Source organism: Paenibacillus sp. FSL R5-0623, from assembly GCF_037974265.1.
Classification (GTDB): Bacteria; Bacillota; Bacilli; order Paenibacillales; family Paenibacillaceae; genus Paenibacillus.
This window is the reverse complement of record NZ_CP150233.1, coordinates 1,541,558-1,562,854: the sequence shown is the minus strand read 5'-3', so window position 1 is coordinate 1,562,854 and position 21,297 is coordinate 1,541,558. Positions and strand designations below refer to the sequence as shown.

General features: G+C 46.6%; 24 protein-coding genes, 1 tRNA gene and 1 riboswitch. Of the genes, 5 read left to right on the top strand and 20 right to left on the bottom strand.

Annotation, left to right across the window (positions count from 1 at the left end; all coding sequences use genetic code 11):
• Positions 1-16 precede the first annotated feature (16 nt).
• The 14 genes from MKY92_RS07040 to MKY92_RS06975 form a co-directional block, all read right to left on the bottom strand.
• Positions 17-1,081, bottom strand: coding sequence for a pilus assembly protein (locus tag MKY92_RS07040; RefSeq protein WP_339299863.1), 1,065 nt, complete (start codon positions 1,079-1,081; stop codon positions 17-19).
• Positions 1,078-3,306: a hypothetical protein gene (locus tag MKY92_RS07035; protein ID WP_339299862.1), complete on the bottom strand. Its 2,229-nt coding sequence runs from the start codon at positions 3,304-3,306 to the stop codon at positions 1,078-1,080. The genes MKY92_RS07040 and MKY92_RS07035 overlap by 4 nt, the downstream gene beginning before the upstream one ends.
• Complete coding sequence (locus MKY92_RS07030) at positions 3,287-3,961, bottom strand: TadE/TadG family type IV pilus assembly protein (RefSeq protein WP_339299861.1); 675 nt, start codon at positions 3,959-3,961, stop codon at positions 3,287-3,289. Before MKY92_RS07030 ends, MKY92_RS07035 begins: the two co-directional genes overlap by 20 nt.
• The gene (locus tag MKY92_RS07025) at positions 3,945-4,133 is read right to left on the bottom strand and encodes a Flp1 family type IVb pilin (protein ID WP_339299860.1); all 189 of its coding nucleotides are present in this window, start codon (positions 4,131-4,133) and stop codon (positions 3,945-3,947) included. The genes MKY92_RS07030 and MKY92_RS07025 overlap by 17 nt, the downstream gene beginning before the upstream one ends.
• An 11-nt stretch (positions 4,134-4,144) precedes the next feature.
• On the bottom strand, positions 4,145-5,014 hold the full coding sequence (locus tag MKY92_RS07020; RefSeq protein ID WP_076209457.1) for a type II secretion system F family protein: 870 nt from the start codon (positions 5,012-5,014) through the stop codon (positions 4,145-4,147).
• A gap of 12 nt (positions 5,015-5,026) precedes the next feature.
• Entirely contained in the window at positions 5,027-5,770 is a 744-nt protein-coding gene (locus MKY92_RS07015) for a type II secretion system F family protein (protein ID WP_339301721.1), read from the bottom strand.
• Between the two features lie 40 nt (positions 5,771-5,810).
• Positions 5,811-7,115 carry an ATPase, T2SS/T4P/T4SS family gene (locus tag MKY92_RS07010; RefSeq protein ID WP_339299858.1) on the bottom strand — a complete coding sequence of 435 codons (1,305 nt, stop codon included), beginning with the start codon at positions 7,113-7,115 and terminating at the stop codon, positions 5,811-5,813.
• A complete protein-coding gene (locus MKY92_RS07005) occupies positions 7,112-8,329 on the bottom strand; it encodes a ParA family protein (protein ID WP_339299856.1) in 1,218 nt (405 codons plus the stop codon). The genes MKY92_RS07010 and MKY92_RS07005 overlap by 4 nt, the downstream gene beginning before the upstream one ends.
• Before the next feature lie 161 nt (positions 8,330-8,490).
• Positions 8,491-8,874 carry a VOC family protein gene (locus MKY92_RS07000; RefSeq protein WP_339299855.1) on the bottom strand — a complete coding sequence of 128 codons (384 nt, stop codon included), beginning with the start codon at positions 8,872-8,874 and terminating at the stop codon, positions 8,491-8,493.
• Positions 8,875-9,018: 144 nt separating this feature from the next.
• Positions 9,019-9,882 (bottom strand): DUF6612 family protein, encoded by an 864-nt coding sequence (locus tag MKY92_RS06995; protein ID WP_339299854.1) that lies wholly within the window; start codon positions 9,880-9,882, stop codon positions 9,019-9,021.
• 67 nt (positions 9,883-9,949) lie between these two features.
• Positions 9,950-10,372 carry a thiol-disulfide oxidoreductase DCC family protein gene (locus MKY92_RS06990; RefSeq protein ID WP_221819182.1) on the bottom strand — a complete coding sequence of 141 codons (423 nt, stop codon included), beginning with the start codon at positions 10,370-10,372 and terminating at the stop codon, positions 9,950-9,952.
• 187 nt (positions 10,373-10,559) lie between these two features.
• The gene (locus MKY92_RS06985; protein ID WP_017690003.1) at positions 10,560-10,838 is read right to left on the bottom strand and encodes a hypothetical protein; all 279 of its coding nucleotides are present in this window, start codon (positions 10,836-10,838) and stop codon (positions 10,560-10,562) included.
• 99 nt (positions 10,839-10,937) lie between these two features.
• The gene (locus tag MKY92_RS06980; RefSeq protein WP_036610816.1) at positions 10,938-11,183 is read right to left on the bottom strand and encodes a zinc ribbon domain-containing protein; all 246 of its coding nucleotides are present in this window, start codon (positions 11,181-11,183) and stop codon (positions 10,938-10,940) included.
• A 210-nt stretch (positions 11,184-11,393) separates the two neighbouring features.
• Positions 11,394-11,813, bottom strand: a complete 420-nt coding sequence (locus tag MKY92_RS06975; RefSeq protein ID WP_036610819.1) for an organic hydroperoxide resistance protein — start codon at positions 11,811-11,813, stop codon at positions 11,394-11,396.
• A 397-nt stretch (positions 11,814-12,210) separates the two neighbouring features.
• On the opposite strand from MKY92_RS06975, the gene MKY92_RS06970 reads away from it, so the two are divergent.
• Entirely contained in the window at positions 12,211-13,506 is a 1,296-nt protein-coding gene (locus MKY92_RS06970) for an Nramp family divalent metal transporter (protein ID WP_339301720.1), read from the top strand.
• 135 nt (positions 13,507-13,641) lie between these two features.
• On the opposite strand, the gene MKY92_RS06965 is transcribed toward MKY92_RS06970, so the two are convergent.
• Together MKY92_RS06965 and MKY92_RS06960 are read right to left on the bottom strand one after the other, a co-directional pair.
• Complete coding sequence (locus MKY92_RS06965; RefSeq protein WP_339299853.1) at positions 13,642-14,325, bottom strand: HAD family hydrolase; 684 nt, start codon at positions 14,323-14,325, stop codon at positions 13,642-13,644.
• 334 nt (positions 14,326-14,659) lie between these two features.
• On the bottom strand, positions 14,660-15,058 hold the full coding sequence (locus MKY92_RS06960; protein WP_235193755.1) for a hypothetical protein: 399 nt from the start codon (positions 15,056-15,058) through the stop codon (positions 14,660-14,662).
• A gap of 115 nt (positions 15,059-15,173) precedes the next feature.
• Positions 15,174-15,349, bottom strand: a riboswitch (cyclic di-AMP (ydaO/yuaA leader).
• Between the two features lie 372 nt (positions 15,350-15,721).
• Between MKY92_RS06960 and MKY92_RS06955 the strand changes: the two genes are divergently transcribed.
• On the top strand, positions 15,722-16,201 hold the full coding sequence (locus MKY92_RS06955; protein WP_091015296.1) for a glutathione peroxidase: 480 nt from the start codon (positions 15,722-15,724) through the stop codon (positions 16,199-16,201).
• A gap of 148 nt (positions 16,202-16,349) precedes the next feature.
• Here MKY92_RS06955 and MKY92_RS06950 read toward each other — a convergent pair.
• Positions 16,350-16,432 (bottom strand) — tRNA-Leu (locus tag MKY92_RS06950).
• Between the two features lie 444 nt (positions 16,433-16,876).
• Between MKY92_RS06950 and MKY92_RS06945 the strand changes: the two genes are divergently transcribed.
• The 3 genes from MKY92_RS06945 (at position 16,877) to MKY92_RS06935 (ending at position 18,710) form a co-directional block, all read left to right on the top strand.
• Positions 16,877-17,578, top strand: a complete 702-nt coding sequence (locus MKY92_RS06945; protein ID WP_339299852.1) for an urease accessory UreF family protein — start codon at positions 16,877-16,879, stop codon at positions 17,576-17,578.
• Positions 17,579-17,843: 265 nt separating this feature from the next.
• Positions 17,844-18,047 carry a hypothetical protein gene (locus MKY92_RS06940; protein ID WP_017690011.1) on the top strand — a complete coding sequence of 68 codons (204 nt, stop codon included), beginning with the start codon at positions 17,844-17,846 and terminating at the stop codon, positions 18,045-18,047.
• A 27-nt stretch (positions 18,048-18,074) separates the two neighbouring features.
• The gene (locus tag MKY92_RS06935) at positions 18,075-18,710 is read left to right on the top strand and encodes a hypothetical protein (protein ID WP_339299851.1); all 636 of its coding nucleotides are present in this window, start codon (positions 18,075-18,077) and stop codon (positions 18,708-18,710) included.
• A 30-nt stretch (positions 18,711-18,740) separates the two neighbouring features.
• Here the strand turns inward: MKY92_RS06935 and urtE are convergent, their stop codons facing one another.
• From urtE to urtC, 3 genes are read right to left on the bottom strand one after another with little or no spacing between them, the layout of a single operon-like run.
• On the bottom strand, positions 18,741-19,436 hold the full coding sequence (urtE, locus tag MKY92_RS06930; RefSeq protein WP_339299850.1) for an urea ABC transporter ATP-binding subunit UrtE: 696 nt from the start codon (positions 19,434-19,436) through the stop codon (positions 18,741-18,743).
• Entirely contained in the window at positions 19,414-20,223 is an 810-nt protein-coding gene (gene urtD / locus MKY92_RS06925; RefSeq protein WP_339299848.1) for an urea ABC transporter ATP-binding protein UrtD, read from the bottom strand. The genes urtE and urtD overlap by 23 nt, the downstream gene beginning before the upstream one ends.
• Positions 20,186-21,277, bottom strand: coding sequence for an urea ABC transporter permease subunit UrtC (gene urtC, locus MKY92_RS06920; protein WP_339299847.1), 1,092 nt, complete (start codon positions 21,275-21,277; stop codon positions 20,186-20,188). Before urtC ends, urtD begins: the two co-directional genes overlap by 38 nt.
• Positions 21,278-21,297 lie beyond the last annotated feature (20 nt).

Sequence of the window (21,297 nt, the reverse complement as noted above, 5' to 3'; positions counted from 1 at the left end):
TCCATCATCCCCTTCCTTATTTTCTGGAGGCCACGGTAAACGTAGTCTCCGTCTTGGCACCGTCCCCTGTCTCGACAACAAAACTCCATGTTCCTTCTGTTGTCCGAGTACCAACAAACCAGTTCCATTCAATAATTCCATTCTCATCTGCGGTGGCCCAGCCGATGTGCTTCGCAGAACTTTCACCTGACTTGTAAAATATCGTTAAGTTGGCTGTCTCTCCTGGTTCTACCTCCACCTTGATCATTGCATTGTTGCCTATGTAAGCCGGGTCAGGCTTCGACAGAACCGTTGCTGAACCCGCAGTATCCCCGTCTCCTGCACTGCCATCTGATCCTTCTCCGGTATCTCCAATCCATACCCGTTCTGCCGCAGCAGCCTGAATCCGTAGCGGTTTACTGAGAAAGGGGACTTTTAGCGGCAATTCATAACTCAGTTCAAGTCGGAAATACGGATTTGTTTTGTTTTTGAGATCAGGTACCGAAATACCATTCACATGAACACGTTCCATATTCAGCAGCGTTGGCTCGATAAATGGTTGAAGCAGCGGTTTTACGGTGGGATCAAGTACGGTTTCCAAGACGGATGTTTTGATCTCCTGTAGTGGTTGTTCACCACTGGCCGCCGCTGAACGTACCCAATCATTTAATGGCTCGGGTAGAGAAGAAGCATAACCTTCTGCCCATTCCGTCAGAGATAACTCTGGTATCTTCCAACCCCCTCCAGAACCTTCTCCGCCGGCAGAATCAGAAGGTGTGAATGCAAGGGAAACGGGATATATTTTCGTTGATAACTGCTTCACCGCTTCACCCGCTGTGCTTTGTAACGCTGTGGAGATTAGAGTCATTTGCACTATGAAGATGAGAAACATGATAAAGAACAAGAAGACAGGTAACACTAGTGAGGCTTCCAGAACCATGCTACCTTGTTCCTTTTTCGAAGAATGTATCTGCTTTTTAAGAGACTTCAAACGCTGCAATCTGATTATTCTTGTTAAACGAATCTGCATTTGTGCGCTTTCTTTTTCATAATGTTGCTGCTTATCCATAATCCCTCCACCGAAACGATCCTGATTATTCAATAGGAATAATCCGCCTTCCGCTCAATGAAAAATCGTCCATCTTCAACTTGGTCCGCACTACCCATCACTGCACCTATGCTTCTAACCACCCCTGGTAAAAACCACAGCTTGATACTGCTGCGCATGTTACCCGAAGCATACGTCTGTTTCTCATCTGGATTCACACCCGTATTCAATCGAATTAGCGCCAGCATTCTGGACATTTTGCGTTCATTGTTACTATGCATCATTAGGAACAATCGAAGATGGTCCCTATACGTCAGTTTGACTTTGATATACTTGGACAATTCCACACTGCCCTCTTTCGCGAGTTTCACCATATCGGCAATGGCGTTTGTAATCCCGTATAAGATTGCCGCCGATAATACCAGAAGTGGGTTCCCAAGTTTGCTGTGCTCAATTAACCCTTCTGCCGTCCGAATAGCCAGCCGCATCCCAAATATCTCCGCATATGCCGCAGCGATGTTACCCGAAGGATTATGAAATCCATAAACGATATACTCCAGTTCCTGTTTCTCCAGTTTGAAAACATCACCAGCATCTCCACCACCTTCAGTCCAGGTAAATAACTGACCAAAATCCATGGAGTTGAAATAGGCTAAAGCATATTCATTCTGAAATAATTCGTCGCCAAGACTGTCCAACAGACCGGACATCCCGCCAAACAAACTGTCCATTCCCTTCATGGCATCGCCACCAGAGTCATAGGGATCTCCAGCAATCTCTGCCTTTTTGGCTTCCTCACGACTAGCCTCGTTAAAAGAAATATTAACGTTGTAATATTCCTCCAACTGTTTGAAAGCGTCCATGGAACCCGAACTTCCATTCTGAATCTGCGACAAGATTCGTTTGACTTCCTTCAATTTCCCTTTGGATTCTTTGTCATTCGCTTTGCGTTGGGCATCCGACCCACGACCACTCTCCAGCTGCTGCTTACTTTGGAGGATGAGATTGGCAGGACCGCTACGTACATAGGTGTCCATATATCGTTCCGTGATCTGACTTGCCTGTCTGACCGCAGGTTTAATCGGAACCCCACTCATTCCCGTAACGCTGCGAAGCTGACTATTCAATTCCATGTTGTCTCTTCTGACGTTAGAGAAGTCCGCATTCTGGGAAACAACCCGTGCTTTCAACTGATCAAATAGGCTATCCGCCCTCACAAGCTCCGAGGCGAGGGAGCGTGTGCTCTTAGCTTCACTGCCTGATCCAGTAGTTGCAGGACTCGTCCCAGGCAGATTCGAGTTGCCCACGTTGTCGTAGCTGGCATTCTGCGAACGGTTCTCCCCCTCTGCGATTACACGTTTCATTTCCTCATTGATCTTGCGTGCTTCTTCGATTTTGGACTGTGCTTCCTCCAGCTTTGTTTGATGGGCCTGTAACGCGGGCTGCATGATCATGCTGATGCCTGTCACCACATTACCAACACCAGTCCGATAACGAGCCAGTTCCAATATGTATTGTTGCTCTCTCAACGGCAGTCCCTCATCTGCCTGTTTCTTGTTAAGATAATCTGCATAACGTGCTGCTGCCTCGGCAGCTGTCTCCGGTGTTTCTTCCAACATTTCTTCATAGATCGCTTGTGAAGGCGGGTCCATGATCAACTTCGGAAGATTCTTCAGTTTCTCCGCGGATTCCGTCTGATTGGCAATGGCTTCATCCAGTAATTCTTCACGTTTGTCATATAACTTCTGTAATTTTTTCAGCAAGTCTACCGTGTGTGCAGCTTCCTTCATCTCGTCTGACATTGGTTTGAACCGATTGATCACTTCAAGGGTAAAATCAACCGGAGCCCGATACTTCATATCCTCCTGAATCTGGCGATTAAATATATCGTATCTGCCCAGTTCACGCTCCATGCTCAGCGTAGTTGTATCCCACTGGATATCCAGAATGGGAAATCCATCTTTTACAGCTGAAGGCTTCACGCTATCATTCAGTACTTTAGCCATAATTGCATCCCCACTGCTGTCGCCATACCCGAATAAACCATACTCTCGTAGTGATGTGTCATAGGCTGACATGACGGATCTCATCGCAGCATGTGTCATGCGTTCAGTCTGCACCTTGAATGCAGCTATACGAGCGTAATCAATAAATATAGCGACAAACATATAAACTCCGGCCAATATTAATATTAAAAAAAGGGTTACGGCTCCCAACTCACCGTCTTTTTTTCTAAACAGCTCCGCCCTCCTCCTTTTCTCACTTTTTACTTTTGCCAAAATGCTGCACAACCTGTCCGGCTTCTGCCGCTGTACTGGTCGCCGCACCGCCTTTGCTTTTAAACTTGGCTGCGTAATAACGAACCAGATCGACCGTTCGAATGAATTCAACCGGTTCAACAACTGCGGATGATCCCCGCGTCAGTACACGGTTACCTGAATCGAACAAAAAAGAAGGAAGAGGCAAGGAAATTACTTGTTCCAGCTTGGTTGTTACTTTCCGCTGAATCAGAGAATTCTGATACTCAATCGTTCCTTTCATGGCTGAGGGCATATGTTGCACCGCTTGTGCTAATTTCTGTTCCGAGAGATTGCCGCCTTCACCAGCAGGTATAGAAACGCTAACCTGATTATCCGCTCCCGCCCAGCCAAACAGCGCTCCAAGCATACGATCGTCCGTCAGTCTCCAATACAGATTGTCATGTTCTCCAGCAACATATTCACCTGTCATCGCCTGTTTGTGGCTGTTGTCCCAGCTATAGGCTGCACGTTCGGAAGCTGCATAGGCATGTTGATTCAGGAATGTCTTTTGATACATGTACATGGTGAAAAAGAGTAACAACACAAGAATAAACAGCACGACAGGGAAGATCAGGGAGGCTTCAACGGTGAAGCTCCCTTCTTCCTTTTTGAACTTGTTATTCGAAGAATTCATTACTTTTATTACTCACATTAGTTAACAGTCTTTCTACCAATTTTTTAATTTGGTCTTTAAAAATCAAAGCAATAATGATAATAACCCCGATAATCAGAATCAGCTCCAACGTGCCTAGTCCGTCCTCTTCCTTCCAAAATACATTTACCTTATTCTTCAATACTTCCATCATCCCAATTCCTCCTACATATTCATCATCATAAAAGCAGGTGCCCCGATCATGACCACAATCGTAAAAAAGATCAGTACCATCGGAAACACCAGTTTGGAAGAAGCCTGTTCTCCCTTCGCCCGACTGACAGCCTTGCGTTTCTCCCACAACACATGTGACAGATCCCGCAGCGCCAATACAAAGTCACCTCCCCCACGCCGGAAATTCAGCAGCACCGTTGTCGTAAAAATCGTCACTTCCTGTACACCGCAGCGGCGACTGAACTGTTCAAATGATTGTTGAAACGAGTAACCATTATTCCAATCTCCCACCGTCTTTCTGAGTTCGTTGTACAGCGGATGATCCCGTTCCCCCTGGCTTGTCACACAGTGAACGATAGCACGTTGCACGGTCTCCCCTGCGCCAACCAGCAGTACAATTCGGTTCAGCAGCTCAGGCAGTTCCATAAGAATATCCTGGTCTCTTCGCTGCACCTTTGTATTGAGGTCTTTGTAGAGCGCAAAAGGCAACGCTGCACCAAGCGCAAGCCCACCTACCATACCTCCGATGCCCATATCTCCAACCAGTGATAACAGGCAGCCCACCAGCAACATGAGCCATGTATAGGTCAACATTTCAGCGCAATACAGCATCGTTTTCTCTCCACTGTGCTGTATGCCATACATTTTCTGAATGGCATGTTGCATTCGAAACATGAGCACTGGCAATCTGCGTCCAATCTCGAACTTGTCCAATATAAACAGGAAGGGACCATGCAATTTTTTCAGTCGTAATCCTTCCATATCCAGCTTGCGCAGATGCCGGTAGGTCTGCCCCCGGGTTCGATCCAGCACCAGCCATCCCGCTCCGAGCATCCCTGCGACTATAACGGGAAGCAGCATCGTTTCAGCTCCTTATACTTTGATATCCATAATGCGATTAATCCACAGATAACAGCAGGCGAGTACTGCCAATGCACCACTAGAGATGAGGTACCCCATCCCGCTATATAACGGCTCCATAAAGTCCTTGGCGGTCAGATTGAGGAATATCAGAAAAATAAATGGAGCGGCAAACATCACCTTTGATTCGAACTTTTTCTGCGATACCGCGACCATAATATCCTGCTGTATGTCCAGCTTCTCCCCAATCACCGCAGAGGTACGACGCACAACCTCAACCAAATCGCCGCCAGTTCGTTTGCACGTAATGAACACATCTGCAAAGTTCGTAATATCCTCAATCTGCGCCCTATCCGAAAAATCCTGTAATGCTTCTTCGATTGGTTGTCCATACTCCATCCGTGTCCGCAATATCGTGAACTCACAAATCAGATCGGTATCCGCTTCCGGGTTCAACATCCGCAGATCCTCCACGGATTCCTTGAATCCATTTTCCACCGATTTTCCTGCGGCCAGTGCCGAAGATAATGCATATAATGCTTGCTTAAAATGTAAACTGAGTGTCATTCTTTTTCGTTCCAACAGCACTTTAGTCCAATGTTTTGGCACCCATATGCAACCCGCAGCCAGGATGGCTCCAGCCAACCAGTGATGGTAGAACAGAATTCCGATGCCAAAAAACAGCAGACCACTAATCAGCATACAGACCATTCGTTGTCTCCGGGAAAGCGTATATACGGTGTAATCCGTCAACATCTGTCTGGCTTCACCCAACAGTAATCACCTTCCAATGGCTTTAATTCACGTTGTTATCTGTTGAATCTATTCCAACACTGTATTGTTCTATGTATCCATCCAGCCATTCCCCGAGCCCAGCCATCTGAATTTTATCCACCTGATTCAACTTTCCAACCTGTACTAACCCGCCAATAATTTTGCCTTCACGCTCTTCTTGTTCCTGGAAACGAAACAGTGGATTCAGCATAACCTCACCGTCCTGCATGCCAATCACTTCACTAATCTCTGTCACCCGCCGTGAGCGGTCTCGTAGCCGGGACAGATGTACAAAAATATCGATTGCTGAACTAATCTGCTGCCTTACAACTGCAATAGGAAGATCCGCACCGCTAAGCACCATCGTTTCAAGTCTGCTGATCATGTCGGAAATCGTGTTTGCGTGCCCTGTAGACAATGATCCATCGTGCCCAGTGTTCATGGCCTGTAACATATCCAGCGCTTCTGCGCCCCTGACTTCCCCAATCACAATCCGGTTTGGACGCATCCGTAAGGAAGATTTGATCAGATCCCGAATAGATATCTGTCCCTTGCCTTCGGTGTTTGCATTCCGCGTTTCCAGTGATACCAGATTGGGTACCGTAACAATCTGTAACTCAGCTGAATCCTCAATGGTAATAATCCGCTCATCGGCAGGGATGAACTGGGATAATGCGTTCAGAAAGGTCGTTTTTCCCGACCCGGTCCCTCCTCCAATGAAGATGTTATATTTGCTCCTTACCAACTGCTGCAATAATTCTGCCGCTTCTTCATGCAGGGCACCCTTTACAATCAGATCGGACATCTTCATCGGTTCACTGGGGAATTTACGAATCGTCATCGTGGGTCCTTTCAAGGCAATAGGAGGTAACACGATATTGACCCGCGAACCATCCTTTAAACGGGCATCTACGATTGGAGAAGACTCGTTCACAATCCGGTTTACCCCGGACACAATCATCTGGATGATATCCTCGAGCCGTTCCCTGGACTCAAATTCAAGGGTGATCTGGCTGACTTCACCTTCCTGCTCCACAAAAATCTCCTTGTGACTATTGATCATAATCTCCGTAATATCGGGATGATCCACAAGTGGCTGCAAAATATCCAATCCACGAAAAGAATCAAACAATCGCTGCACCAGCGTGTGACGCTCTCCTGAGGTCAGATCATCCAGCTTCGGGTCGGTGAGAACTTTGCGTTCTATTCCCTGCCACAGTTCATCATCTCCTGCGGAAGAGGTTAGATCGAGGCCAGCCCTGACTTCCCTGCGCATCATCTGAAACTGTTCTTCACGATCCAGTATTCTATTGGATGAATCCATCATAGTGCCCACCGATCCTGCTTCTGAATTCGTCCCGTCTGCTTCGATTCTTCTTCGCCATCCTGTACCAGCATGGCACATAATCTCTTCACTTCACGCTGGAAAATCGGAGAACTAAGCATGACTTCCTCCTGACTGAGTTGCTTCCAGGAAGGGATATAGGGCAACACTGCATCCAGATGCAGATCAGGGCGTGGGAGTGCATTGACGACATTGTCCCTATATTTGTTAACCACAAAGCGTGAACGCTCGAGCATACTTTCGTACAAATCTGGCTTCGTACGCTCAGCATGCTGTAACCATTGTCCCCATCGATGCATGGCAGATATATCATCCTCAACGAGCCAGACAAATGCATCTGCTGCATCCAGCACCCCTTCACTGCGCCCCTCCCAACCGGAATCCCCATCCAGAATCAACACGTCATATTGTCCGCAATCCGTTAAATAACGAAGCAGATTCGACGTATCCTCACGAGTCATTTGCAACAGTTCTTTCCGATTCGATAATGGCCAGAACACATCGGATTTCAGTGCTTCATGCCGGACCACATATCCATCTACGCCCTTCGATTGTACCTGTAACTGCTTGTCGGATTCCTTTCTGCCCACCTTCAGATCGTATAACAGGCGTGACAATCCCGTCTCCGCATCCGGGTGACGCTGCCCACTTCTAGTGAGTCCCTTTTCCAGAAACGGGAGCGTGCTGTCCAGCGTCTCCAGATTCAGATAGAGAACAGCATATCCTGCAAGTCCCAATTGCTTCGCCATATGCAGCGCCACTGCCGTTTTGCCACTTCCACCTGAAGCGGATACTACTCCGATGGAGAGAGTCTCTTGCCCCGGATGGTGAACCTTCTTACGGCGTGGCTGCCGGCAAGCATGCATCACAGCATCCAGCAAAGCAGGCAAGGGTTGGTATTTCATCAGCCGCTTGGCCTCATCCACCTCTTCCATCCCTTCACTAAGCATTAGCCAAGGTACACCTGAACCTTCTCCCCCGTTGTTCAGCCAGTCATTCAAAAATTCCGGTTCCGCAATAACCAGATCCGGTAATTCTCGACCTTCTTGCTCATTCATGTGATCCTTGAACGAATCCCCTTGGGAGAATGCTGTGAAACGCACATGGAGATCAGACGAATTCCCCTGTACATAATCAAGCCAGGCGCTAATGTAATCTCTATCCTTTGAAACCAGAACAACCTTCAGTACAATCAATTTCCCCTTCCCTCCTTGTCAAAAAGCACAAAAAAGCACCGTCCAATAACCGCATGAAGATGCAGTATATGGACGGTGCTTCCGTCACGTGCTATGAATGTATGGATAATATAGCATACAATTTCTGGGGGAGCAAGGGATTTATTCTAACCCATTTTCCCTTAAGAGTTGTACGGTGAATCGAACTCAATAATGTTACGGTCCGGATCAAGCACAAAAATCTGTGCGAATCCAGCCACACTTTCAGGTCTCGCTTCATACTCAATTCCCTGCTGCTCCAGCCAGGCTATAGTCCCTGAATAACTGGTGACCCAGATCGCAAAGTGACCGTCTGTAGTATCAATCCCAGCCTCACGTAACGTGTGACCCTCCGGGTGCTGTAACAGATGAAGCTGCTGACTACCAATGGCATACCATGTACCTGTGGAGCGGAAAGGCGGACGTTCAATCTCCTGCATGCCCAGTAACCCCGAGTAGAACTTCTTCGCGATTTCCAGGTCACGTACAGCCAGACTAACATGGTGGATGTGCGCATATTCAATCATTCTTTATCTCCCCTCTCTACTTCAATATGACTATACTATAACACCTTGAACGCTGACCATAATCTCCGCTAAACAGAAAAACACCCCTGATTCTAATCCGGTAAACCTCTCGGCTCACACAGATCTAGTTCAGAGGTGCCTGTTTTATTTAGCGCTATCCAATGCTTCTTGTGGAATCTTGATCTCTTCCACTTGATCTTGGTTAGAAAATGTACTGTTCATCTTCATGTCCATCGTCATTTTCTGCCCATTCTGTTCCATCTCCATGACCATGGTTACGTCCGTACTTGCAGGCAGGTATGTTTCTTTGTTGATCATATATTTCATCTTCATGCTGGTGATATTCATCTGATCAAGCATGGCTTGCATCTGGGCATCCGATCCGTTTTGTTCCATCACGGCTTTGGCCAGTTCCTTCACGTTATCACCGGATACGTCAGCGTTAATCACATAATTGTCGCCTTCTTCGGTCACTTCAGTATCTTCTTCGATCTTTTTGAATTGCTCCAACTCACCTTCGGGATTCATGCTTGCTTTCATCTGCTCAATCAGTTCCTTGGTTTGAGCTTCAGGAATCGCAACCCATTGATCCCCAACTTGAGAGTAGATTTTATCGGAAGTGATATACTGCTTCACGTTCTGAGCTTCCTGTCCCGACATTTCCATTTTCATCTCTTGATAGATCATCATTGGATCTTTGATAATATCCATCTTGAGCGATGTTTTAACCTGTTGATCCTGGGACTGTTCACCAGCATCCAGTTTCAGATTCTGATCAATATTTGCTTCAGTTGTGAAGCTTTTCATTGCTTTGGTTGCTGCATTGGTTTTGGTAATCAATTCGTCCAGGGTAGGGACCTTTGTTTCCTGCTCCGCAGGTGTATTGCCCTCGTTAGATGTTTCGTTGTTAGTCGCTGGCGGCGTTGCCGTATTATCTGTATCGTTACCGCATGCTGCCAAGCTCACTGCTAATAATGCCCCGATAAATAATGTAGTCCACTTCTTCAAGTTGTTTTCCTCCCAAAATAGATATGATCTGTAGTCATTACCCAATTATTTCCGTTATTAATCACACTCACAAAAATCGATCTTTGATCTCCGGTGTAGGCAACATACACGCTTCATCCTTGCCAAACCAGCGATAACGGTTGCGAGCAACCCAGTTATAGACTGCATTACGAATAAATCTCGGCACAATAATGAACACATATAACAACGGATAAGGAAACTTCAGACCTTTAGCCAATCGCAGTGCGGCAGTTGAACGTGTATAGTATTTTCCATTTTCAATCAGCACAAAGGTGTCCATGCTGTCTGTCGACAGATTGCCCTTCGCCAGCAGTCCCTTGGCTACATCCGATTGGAGCGATGCAAAATGATATTTCCCTTCCGGGTCACGCTTGATAATCCATTTGGTTAAACCCTGGCAGAAGTGACAGACGCCATCCACCAGTACGATCGGATGTCCCTGATGCACATCTGTTTGATTTGCTGTCATATTGGCTGCCTCCTATTGTTGCGGTTAGAGTAACTTACCCAATCTGGGCCTTCTTGTTCACTAATTCTAAATTTATTTCTGGAGGTTGTTCAAAAAGACTGAAAACCGTTCTTTTTTAACACGCATTAATGGGAAATAAAAGAAAAAGAGCGCAGGCATTGTGCCCACGCTCGTATCTGTCCGACAATTACTCCGTAACTGCCTTTTCCATCCATTGGTCATCGATCATCTGTTGATGCAGGTCACTTGCCCACTGGTCCATACATTTGCAAATGAAATCTTTGCGACATACTGGACAAGGCGTTTTCTGCAGACGGCTGATATTGGTCATCTTCCATTCCGGGGAACGGGAGTAGAATACACGGCATTTAGTACCGTCTACCAAATTCATTTTGAATTCGTACAATCCGTCTTCCTTGTTACCATAAGCTAATTCTAAATCTGCAATACGCGGTCTATAAGACATGGATATCACCTGTTTAATTCAAATTTGGTTCATGCAATGACACTACTCAGTACTAAGTTATATTAAAGAAAATTCAGTTCAATGTCAACTCGCGCATGTCTACCCGCCAAACAGAATATCCAGAATAGTCCCTACCTGCCCCTGTTTTTTCCCTTTCAAGACATCCGGATCAAACACTTCAACATACCCGCAGGAAGCACAAGCCACGAACAGGTAGTGGTTATGCTGTATATCGAACATCTTGCTCAGGCCTGCTCCTGACATGGAAACTTCCTTAATGTTACAATCCGTGCCTCTGCATTTCGTACACACAAATCGCCGCTCAATCATCTCTTCAATACTCATCTTTGTTCCCCCTTTATGGAATGTGTAGCATGAAGTGGGAGTGCAATTATGTAAAATAGTACGCGATCTGGCATCCAATCTCCTGCATCATGTCCTAATATGATAATCAACACAAAACCCTGCCGATTGCCAGCAGGGCCTTGTAGTCGAACATCAGGTATCTGGGATACCCTGCTCTATATGTTCCCTTTACTTGCCGGGAGTCAAATCTTAGACTACGTTTAAAACAACATCAATGTTGCCGCGTGTTGCTTTGGAATATGGACAGAAATCATGCGCCTTGCGGGCCAGTTCCTCTGCTTGGCTGTGATCTACACCAGGCATGCTAACGTCCAGACGAACAGACAGCTGGAAACCATCATCCGCAGGGTCTTTACCAATGGATACGTTACTTGTAACGACCACATCCTCCAATTTCACACCTGCTTTGCGTGCTACATTGGCGAGGGCACTTTCATAACATGCCCCATATCCAGCGGCAAAAAGCTGCTCAGGGTTAGTACCTTCACCACCGGAGCCACCAAGCTCTTTTGGCATTTTCAGATCATGCTTGAGAACGCCATCCGAAGAAGTCACGGAACCTGTACGTCCACCTTTAACTGTCGCTACTGCTGTATATAAAGCTTCCATTAAGAATCTCTCCCTTATCCATATAGTTTTTATTGCCTTCCTTTCAATTTAAACTTCTGGCTCATTTTGAAACGCAATTTTGTATCTTTATCAGCTTTTACAACTTTATTATTTTCATGCATTTCAATGCCATGGCTGTATTTTCCCCACGGTTGGGTAATATACGAAGGGACATCTACAAGCTGGAACCGAAATTTTGTGCTGATACATAAAAGTTGCACTAGACAAAAACAATTGAAGGAGTACAATGTAACAATAAACATAAAAATTTAGATATATCATGAGCGAATTGTCCCGCATATATTTCCAAATCAATAATTCAAAGTCAGGTGATTATCGTATGAGTAAAAAAAATCCGTTCAACGCTCCTTCAAGAGAAACATTGTCTACTGCGGGCATGGCCCCTTCCCTTGGAGAAGCACATAGCTCGATGAAAGTTCCGCAGAATGCTGCATGGTGGAAGAAATTCCTCGCTTTTGTAGGCCCAGGATACCTTGTTGCCGTAGGTTACATGGACCCCGGGAACTGGGCAACAGATATTGCAGGCGGTTCACAGTTTGGGTATACCTTGTTATCCGTCATTTTGCTCTCGAACCTGATGGCCGTTGTCCTTCAGTCGCTGGCTGGCAAGCTCGGCATCGTCACTGGACGGGATCTGGCTCAAGCCTGTCGTGAACGATTCAGCATGCCTGTTGTCATGATGTTATGGATACTGTGTGAGCTTGCCATTGCAGCCACCGATCTGGCTGAAGTCATTGGTTCTGCCATCGCATTAAAGCTGTTATTTAACATCCCCATGTTATACGGCGTTATCATCACCGCAGTTGATGTACTCCTGATTCTTGTACTGCAAAACAAAGGCTTCCGCGCTCTGGAAACTCTCGTCATTGTGCTGATGGCAACCATCGCCCTCTGCTTCGGGATTGATCTGTTTCTGGCAAAACCGGATATGGGCGGTGTTCTCCATGGTTTTGTACCCAATGTTGAGATTCTGCAAAACCCGGCTATGCTCTATATCGCCATTGGTATTATCGGAGCAACCGTGATGCCGCATAATCTGTACCTGCATTCTTCCATTGTACAGACCCGTCAGATTGAACAGACACCACAGGGCAAAAAAGAAGCCATTCGGTACTCGACCATGGATTCTACAATCGCGTTGACACTGGCCCTGTTCATCAATGCAGCCATCCTGATCGTATCTGCTGCTGTATTCCACAGTGCTGGTATGACGCAGGTTGCCGAGATCGCAGATGCTTATCATCTGCTGACACCTCTATTGGGTACTACGGTTGCCAGTATCCTGTTCGGTGTGGCGCTGTTAGCATCAGGTCAGAACTCTACCCTTACAGGTACACTTGCTGGGCAGATCGTTATGGAAGGTTTCCTGAACATTCGGATTCCGGCTTGGCTGCGCAGACTGGTCACACGTCTGATCGCCATCATCCCGGCGGTAATTGTGACAGCCATTGCAGGAGAGCATGGCACAGAAGAACTACTCATTTTGAGCCAGGTCGTGCTGTCGCTTCAATTGCCCTTTGCTGTAATTCCCCTGGTGATGTTCACGAGTGATAAAAAAAGCATGGGTGCATTCGCCAACAAATTGTGGCTCAAAATCATCTCATGGTTCATTGCCGCGATTATCGTTGTGCTGAATGTATATCTGATCATTCAGACGATTCGGTTATTCTAATCTCGTTCTTATCGATTAAATACTAAAAAGGCTGATCAACTCCGGTATGCTATACCAAGTTGATCAGCCTTTTTTATTGAAATACAGCAAGGTGTTTCCTTTTATAGTAAAACTCAAACTCCAATAAACAATCATCTAATCCTGATTTGGTATCAGTAACGGCAGGAGTTGATCCAATGAATCAACAGTCCAGTCCGCACGTTGGTTATCCGATAGTTCTGGCTGGAATCTTCCGTAACCCTGCAACATTCGAATCGTACGCATGCCCAGCTTCCGAGCAGGTATAATGTCGTTATCGATCCGATCGCCGATCATGACGGCTTCCTCCGGTTCACAACCGGCCTGTTTCAAGGCCACAGTGTATAACTCAGGGTCTGGCTTGGACACTCCTTCTTCAGCCGAACACGCCAGAACATCAACATACTTCCGCAGTCCGTAACTCTCCAGTCTCTCTTCCGTACCAGGACTCTGATTGGCAATAATGCCAATGCGATAATGCCGTGACAACTGCTGAAGAACGTAATCCGCTGATGGAAAAGGACGTTCAAGATCTTTTTGAAACTTCAGCTTGTCCTGAATCTGCTTCTGGTGTCCCTCGTCTTCAACGAATGTGCGAATCGCCACTCTCATCGGCCATTGCTCATATTTCTGGTAACAGTTCGCGAACAGTTCGCGTACCGCCTCAATCTTCACCGGATACCCCAATGCACAGGCTTCGCGGACGAACTGTCCGATAATATCATCAACCGGCTCCCATTCATCCACCAGTGTATCTCCAACATCAAAAAACAACCATTTCAATCCACCTACATCCGGCACGCCAATTCCTCCTTGTAAGCCACAGGTGATTCCTGATCCTAATTCAGTTCAAAAAGTCTGGTTTTCAGTACCGAGAAGATGGAATGAAGCTAGAAATGGAGTAGCGGAGCGTAGAGAAAACTACGTGAGCAACGGACATTTCGGCTGAATTTCATATTCGATGCTGATGATGCCACTAGGCATCCTTCGTAATCAAAAGCGGACTTTTTGAACAACCTATAGAAACCATAAAAAAGAAGACTCACCATCCTGCATGAGTCTCCTCAAACTTCCGTTTATCGATACATTCAATTATAACAGGCACCTTACACCTGAGCAATCACAAGCTATGGCATTAACCATTGAGGAGAAAGCCAACTTCCCCATTGAGCGAATATACAATCCGGTCTGCGCCCATGCCCCGATAGATACCCTTAGGATGACTCTGCTCCGTAATAACGCACAGAGATTTCGAAGTCCATGAACGGCAGATCTGTAAATAACGACAGGTCAGATTCAGGCTGTTCTCGAAAATAAACACGTTGCCTACGCTGCCCTGCGGCAAAAACCATTTTTGAGCTGCAGCCGTGTTCATGCGAATGACATGTTCTACTCCGATTCTACGGAGTCTGCGCTCTTCCCCTGCACTGTTGGTTAGAACGGCAAAGGGCATTTTTTTGTACATCAGCAATTTGATAAATTTGCGTCCTGCTTCATTTGGAGCAGTCACTAAGATCATCTCAGTATCCATCATTCGTTCCTCCCTTGGCGTGAAAAGACAACAAAAAAGAAGCGTGGGGGACCAAGGCCTCCCGAACGCTTCTTAAAGAACCCATGGCGAAAACACCATGAACCAGCGTACGGCTTGTTGCCTCTCCCTTTAACGCTTACGAGGTTAGCTGACGGATTCGGGCGCGAGAGTCGCCCTATTTCCGGCTGTCACCGGAAAATTCACCCCATGAATGCCTACTGTCCTGGACAGCGCATTCTGTTGGTTCCCCCGTTTTCCACTCATCAATGAATGGAAACTCAGCGATTAAAACATCGTTCGTATATCTTAAGGATAAGATCGAGCGATATTATCGTTTGTTTCGTTTTTCAGGTACAATTTAGTTTAAATTGAAATTACGTTATGAATCATACACCCGCGCCATGACGGTGTAAAGTCCGCACAGATCACCGAATCGACAGATTTTCGGCAATACTCACATATAATAGCGCTTACAATAAGGTCATACTCTATCCATCTCTTTAAATCTATCTAATTCTCACTCTGACGAAAATCAACTCGCAATTCATTCACGTATTCTGCACAACTTGCCTGTTTTGATTCTTTTAACACCATATTAGTTTTGCAATATTTAATTGTAACCAATATAATAGAAGATATAAGAGTAAATAAATGGAGGCGATTTAGATGACAGTCTACGATTACAAAGTGAATACCCTTCGCGGTCAAGAAGTTGAAATGTCCGACTACCGTGACAAAGTGTTACTGATTGTGAATACGGCAAGCTCATGCGGCCTCACTCCTCAATTCAAAGGTCTGCAAGAACTGCAAGACAAGTTTCAAGATGCTCCATTTGAAGTTCTTGGTTTCCCAAGCAACCAGTTTGCACAGGAAAAAGGATCTTCCGACGATATTGCCGAGTTCTGTCAGATGAATTATGGCGTAAGCTTCCCCATGTTTGAGAAAATTGATGTGAACGGCTCAAGCGCTCACCCTCTTTTCCAACACCTTAGCACAGAAGCTCCTGGCCTGCTCGGCTCCAAAGCAATTAAATGGAATTTCACCAAATTCCTTGTGGATCAGAACGGACAGGTACTGAAACGTTATGCTCCCAAAACAACACCGGACAAGATTGAAGAAGATATCAAGAACTTGCTGCAAAAATAATACATTGGCCACCCGTAGCCGGAAGGTAAGCACCATTGCCTCGGTAATGGATGGCCTTTTTTTCTCAACTTTGATGTCAAACTGTTCAAAAAGACAAAAAAAAGAAGCCTTCCATTAATGGAAAGCTTCTTTTTAATCGTTCATATGATGCGGTCGAGAGGACTCGAACCTCCACGGGCATACGCCCACTACCCCCTCAAGATAGCGTGTCTGCCATTCCACCACGACCGCATGTCGTAAATAATCGGCAACAGAATTGATTATACTGGGTTCAGAACTAAAAGTAAAGTATTTTTTAATACTACTTTTTCAGCTAGGCAATTTCATCAAAAATCGCATAATCTCGTCATCTTTACCCATGAACTGCATATGATTAGATTTGATCCCCTCTTTTTCGGTAAGAGCCGATCTTGTTGATTCATTTATATATAGTCCTTCCTTATATATAGTCCACCCTACATTTCTCCACATAAGTAACGCAATAAGTTATATAAAATAACACAGATATTAAATTCCAGATTTAATCCATTAATTCTCACGGATACTATTGACAAAAAGCGGACGTTTATGGGATGATAACTATCATATAATTCGGATTTTTAAACACAAAGCAAACAAAAAGGAATATAAATGTCACTTTAAGTGACATTTAACGAACACAGGAGGCGAATGATTGTGAACCGTGGGAATAAGCTTCTCGATTATGTCAAACTGCTTGATTCCTCTATTCAGGTTGGAGGGTTCACCCATTCCTTCGGCATGGATATCCATATCAGGGAGGGTACCATTCGTAATGCTGAAGATCTCGAATCATTCATGCGTTGTCAGTTGCATCCCAGCATCGTTCGTCTTGAAGGTATGGCCATTAAAGGCATCTATACCGCAGCAGATCACAAGGATACATGGCGGATAGCTCTGATCGACAAGCTCGTCCATGTTCAGCGAACCCCTGGAGATCTCAGAGAACAAGCTGCCGCGATGGGTAAACGATTGATCAGACTCGCACGCGCTCTGCACCCCTGGATTGAATTCACCCAGCTCGAACAGATCTTTGCCAAATACGATTCGGTTGGCTGCCTCTCCACTGTTCACGCCTGGATTAACCACCACCTCGATATCCCGGTCGAGGAGGCGGTCCTTGGTTACCTGCATTCAGCCATGAATGCCTGCATAACCGAAGCCTCCAAAGTCATTCCCCTGAACAATGATACAACCAAGGATCTGATGGTCCGCCTGGCCACAGATCTGGAGAATGAATGGAAGACCGTCAGCGCCTCGGCTGCGGATGGACTGGCACAGCCAACCTCGATGTCCATGAAATCGTTTTTCCCCAGTTTCCATATGCTTGGAGCTGGACTTCATGCCTACAGAGCCTAATCCTCTTCCTCCTCATACCCGCTCCCCTTCATTCAGACAAACTAAAAACACGCGGCAACCTCCTTGCCGACGTGTTTTTTGTCATTTTATTTGTTTTATTTACGTATTTACGCCATTTATCATCACAAAATACACTTTTTTCCGTATTTTTTAATTGTTAGATGACGAATTTACGTATATAATGAAACATACAGCTCGCATTTCTATATATTCTACATGAAGAAAAGGCGGCTGAATACTACATTCTAACCAGGGGTGAACCCTTTTGAACAAGAAAAAACCAGTTACTCCGTTCGGATGGGCCATCAAACGACGGCTAACCGAACTTCAAGTGGACCAGAAGACCTTTTGTGAACAGCATGGCATCCCACCCTATCGTTTATCCAATCTCATTCACGGCACACGCAAAGCAACCCGATTCAGGCACCTGGTCGCTGATATTTTGGATATTCCAGATGAACTGAGATAAGATTTCTGCCAAAGGAGGGTCTCATCCATGAGACATGTTACATCCGATCTGGAGAGGCTGTCGTTCCAGTCCATACGTCACCAGCTCATCATCGTTGATGACAATTGGATTATCCAAAGTTGTAACCGTGCCTGGCAACAGGGACTCGGTCAATGCTCACCAAACCCGGATATACACAGTAGTCATAGACATTACCTGCACCTGACGGAAGCCTGGGCAAAACGAGACAAGAACGCTAACATGGCACTTGTCGCACAGAATTTGAAAGAACGCGGAATACCCTTTAATCGAAATCATACATATGACATCTGCGTGTATACTGTATACAACGAAAAGAGGTGGTTTCGTGTAGAACTCACCCCTCTATCTTATGCAAATTCAATTCTGGATAGTGATCTGGCTTTGATTGCACACATGGATATTACCGAACAAAGAAAGACAGAACACCAATTGAAGAAGGCATTGTCTGAAGTGCGCACATTGCGTGGACTGTTGCCTATTTGCGCCGTCTGCAAACAAATCAAGGATGAAGAGGAACACTGGAACTCCGTTGAGAGTTATCTGGAGAAGCATACCCACGCCGAATTCACCCATGACATATGTCCGGAATGCATCCGGCGGTTATATCCGAAATACTCGAATATCCTGGACAAGCGTTCCTGAAACCTTTCTCCACTCGCCGACTAACTACAACTAAACGGAGAGATGATGTTCAAACTGCGACATATCCAGTTCTTGCGGTGTCCCATGCAGGGTTATGGTTCCTTTGTCCATGATATAGATGTAATCTGCGGCACTTCGTACAAAATCAATACTCTGCTCTACCAGCAGAACCGAGAGATCCCCCTTTGCCTTGAGCTGCAAAATAACCTGCCGAATGTCCTCCACGATAGAAGGCTGGATGCCTTCTGTCGGCTCATCAAGTAGCAACAACCCCGGACGTGAAGCCAATGCCCGAGCGAATGCCAATTGTTGCTGCTGTCCACCACTCAGATCCCCGCCCTGCCGTCCATACATCGTCGCAAGCACTGGAAACATCGCCAGTACATCCTCCGGGAACGTTTTTACTCCTGGTGCACTTGTCTCCAGACCGAGCAATAAGTTTTCTTTCACCGTAAGCTGCGGGAAAATCTCCCGCCCCTGCGGTACATAACCAATCCCTGCCCTTGCCCGCTTGGCTGTGTCCAAGGTGGATAACTCCTGATTTTGCCACTGAATACTGCCCTTGCGTGTTTTGAGCAGCCCCATTAATGTTTTCATCAACGTTGTTTTCCCTACACCGTTACGGCCCATCAGACACACCACCTGTCCAGGCTGTACATCCAGGTTCACACCACGAAGCACATTGCTTTCCCCGTAGCCGGATTCAATTCGTTGCAGCGACAGCATGGTCATCCCTCCTTTTGCCCAGATACACTTCTGCCACTTTTGGGTCTGCCTGTACCTCCGCCATCGTACCTTCCTTCAGCAGTTTCCCTTCATGCATCACCGTCACCTTGGCTGCGAACTCTCGCACAAACTCCATATCATGCTCCACCACCACAACCGAGCGTTCACGCGCAATCTCTTGCAGCAGTCGCCCGGTCTTGTGCGTTTCTTCATCCGTCATACCCGCGGCTGGTTCGTCCAGTAACAACACACGTGGCTCCTGCAGAAGCAACATACCGATCTCCAGCCACTGCTTTTCCCCATGCGATAACGCTCCTGCACGAGTCTCAACGCGGTCTTGCAGACCAATCTGGAGCGTAACACGCTCCATGGCAGCACTCATTTTCCCATATCGACGAATACCGATGGCTTGCAAAGGGGAACGGCGAGTCTCCGCTGCCAGCGTCAGATTTTCCTGCACCGTCAGACCCGCGAAGATTGATGGCGCCTGAAATTTGCGTCCTACACCTTTGCGAACAATCTGGTGTTCTCTCAGTTTTGTCAAGTCCGCGCCATCCCCCATCTTCACCGAGCCGGACATGGGTTTGGTTTTACCACAGATCACATCCAGCATCGTCGTTTTCCCTGCACCATTCGGTCCAATCAGAAAATGCAGGTCATGCTCATGCAGCTTCAGATTCATGCCTTTGACAGCAACGAACCCGCCAAAGGCCACTGTAATATCCTCAGCTACCAGGACCGCCGAATCTTTAGTAGACTTCAGGTTTTTCCCGAGTGACTTGGACATGCGCACTCTCTCCTCTCCGCTTCAGCAAGCGAACGACATGACGATACACACCTACAATACCGTTTGGCATGAACAAAACTACCGTTACAAAGAGCCCACCAATGACAAACAACCATCCTTCGGGGTAAGCCTCGCTTATACCTGTTTTGGCTGCATTCAGCACCACCGCTCCGATGACCGCACCGATAAGGGTACCGCGACCACCCAACGCAACCCACAGAACCATCTCAATGGAGGGCACAATCCCCATCATGGATGGCGAGATAATACCGACCTGAAGAACAAACAACATGCCCGCGATGCCTGCAAGCGCACCGGAAAAAGCAAAAGCCAGCGTTTTATATCCTGCCGGATCATATCCGAGGAATCGTACCCGATTCTCTCCATCACGCGCAGCTTCGAGCACTTGGCCGAACCGACTGTTCACCATTCGACGACAGAGCACATACGCAATCACCAGAACAGCAAGCGTTATATAGTAGAGAACAATTGTTGTTCCTGCGGAATGAAGTGTAAAACCAAAGATCGAATTATATCCCGTAATGCCATTTGTTCCACCCGTCCACTCCTGTTTGCCAACAAACAGTGTTACCGTAATGAGAACCAAGGCTTGAGTCAGGATGGTAAAATACACACCGGTGATCCGGTTACGGAACGTAAACCACCCCAGGGCAAAGGCGAGTAATGCCGGAAGGGCTATCCCCAATAACAGCGCCACCGGGAAAGAGCGAAATGGTTCCCAGAACCATGGCAGACCACTGAGGCCACTCCATCCCATGAAGTCAGGAAGCGTTGCTCCACTGGCCTGAAGCTTCAGATACATCGCCATCGCGTACCCACCCAGACCAAAGAACACCCCATGCCCAAGACTCAGCACACCCCCATAACCCCAGATCAGATCGAGTCCAATGGCCAGGATTGCCAGCGCCAAAAACTTGGCTAACAGACTCAGACGAAACTCCGTGGAGATTAGTGGAGCAAGACACATCATGATCAGTACAACCGCCCAGATAATCCTCATTTTCAGACTGCCAGTCTTGAGTAAAGCGGACATGAACTAACCCCCTTTTTCAC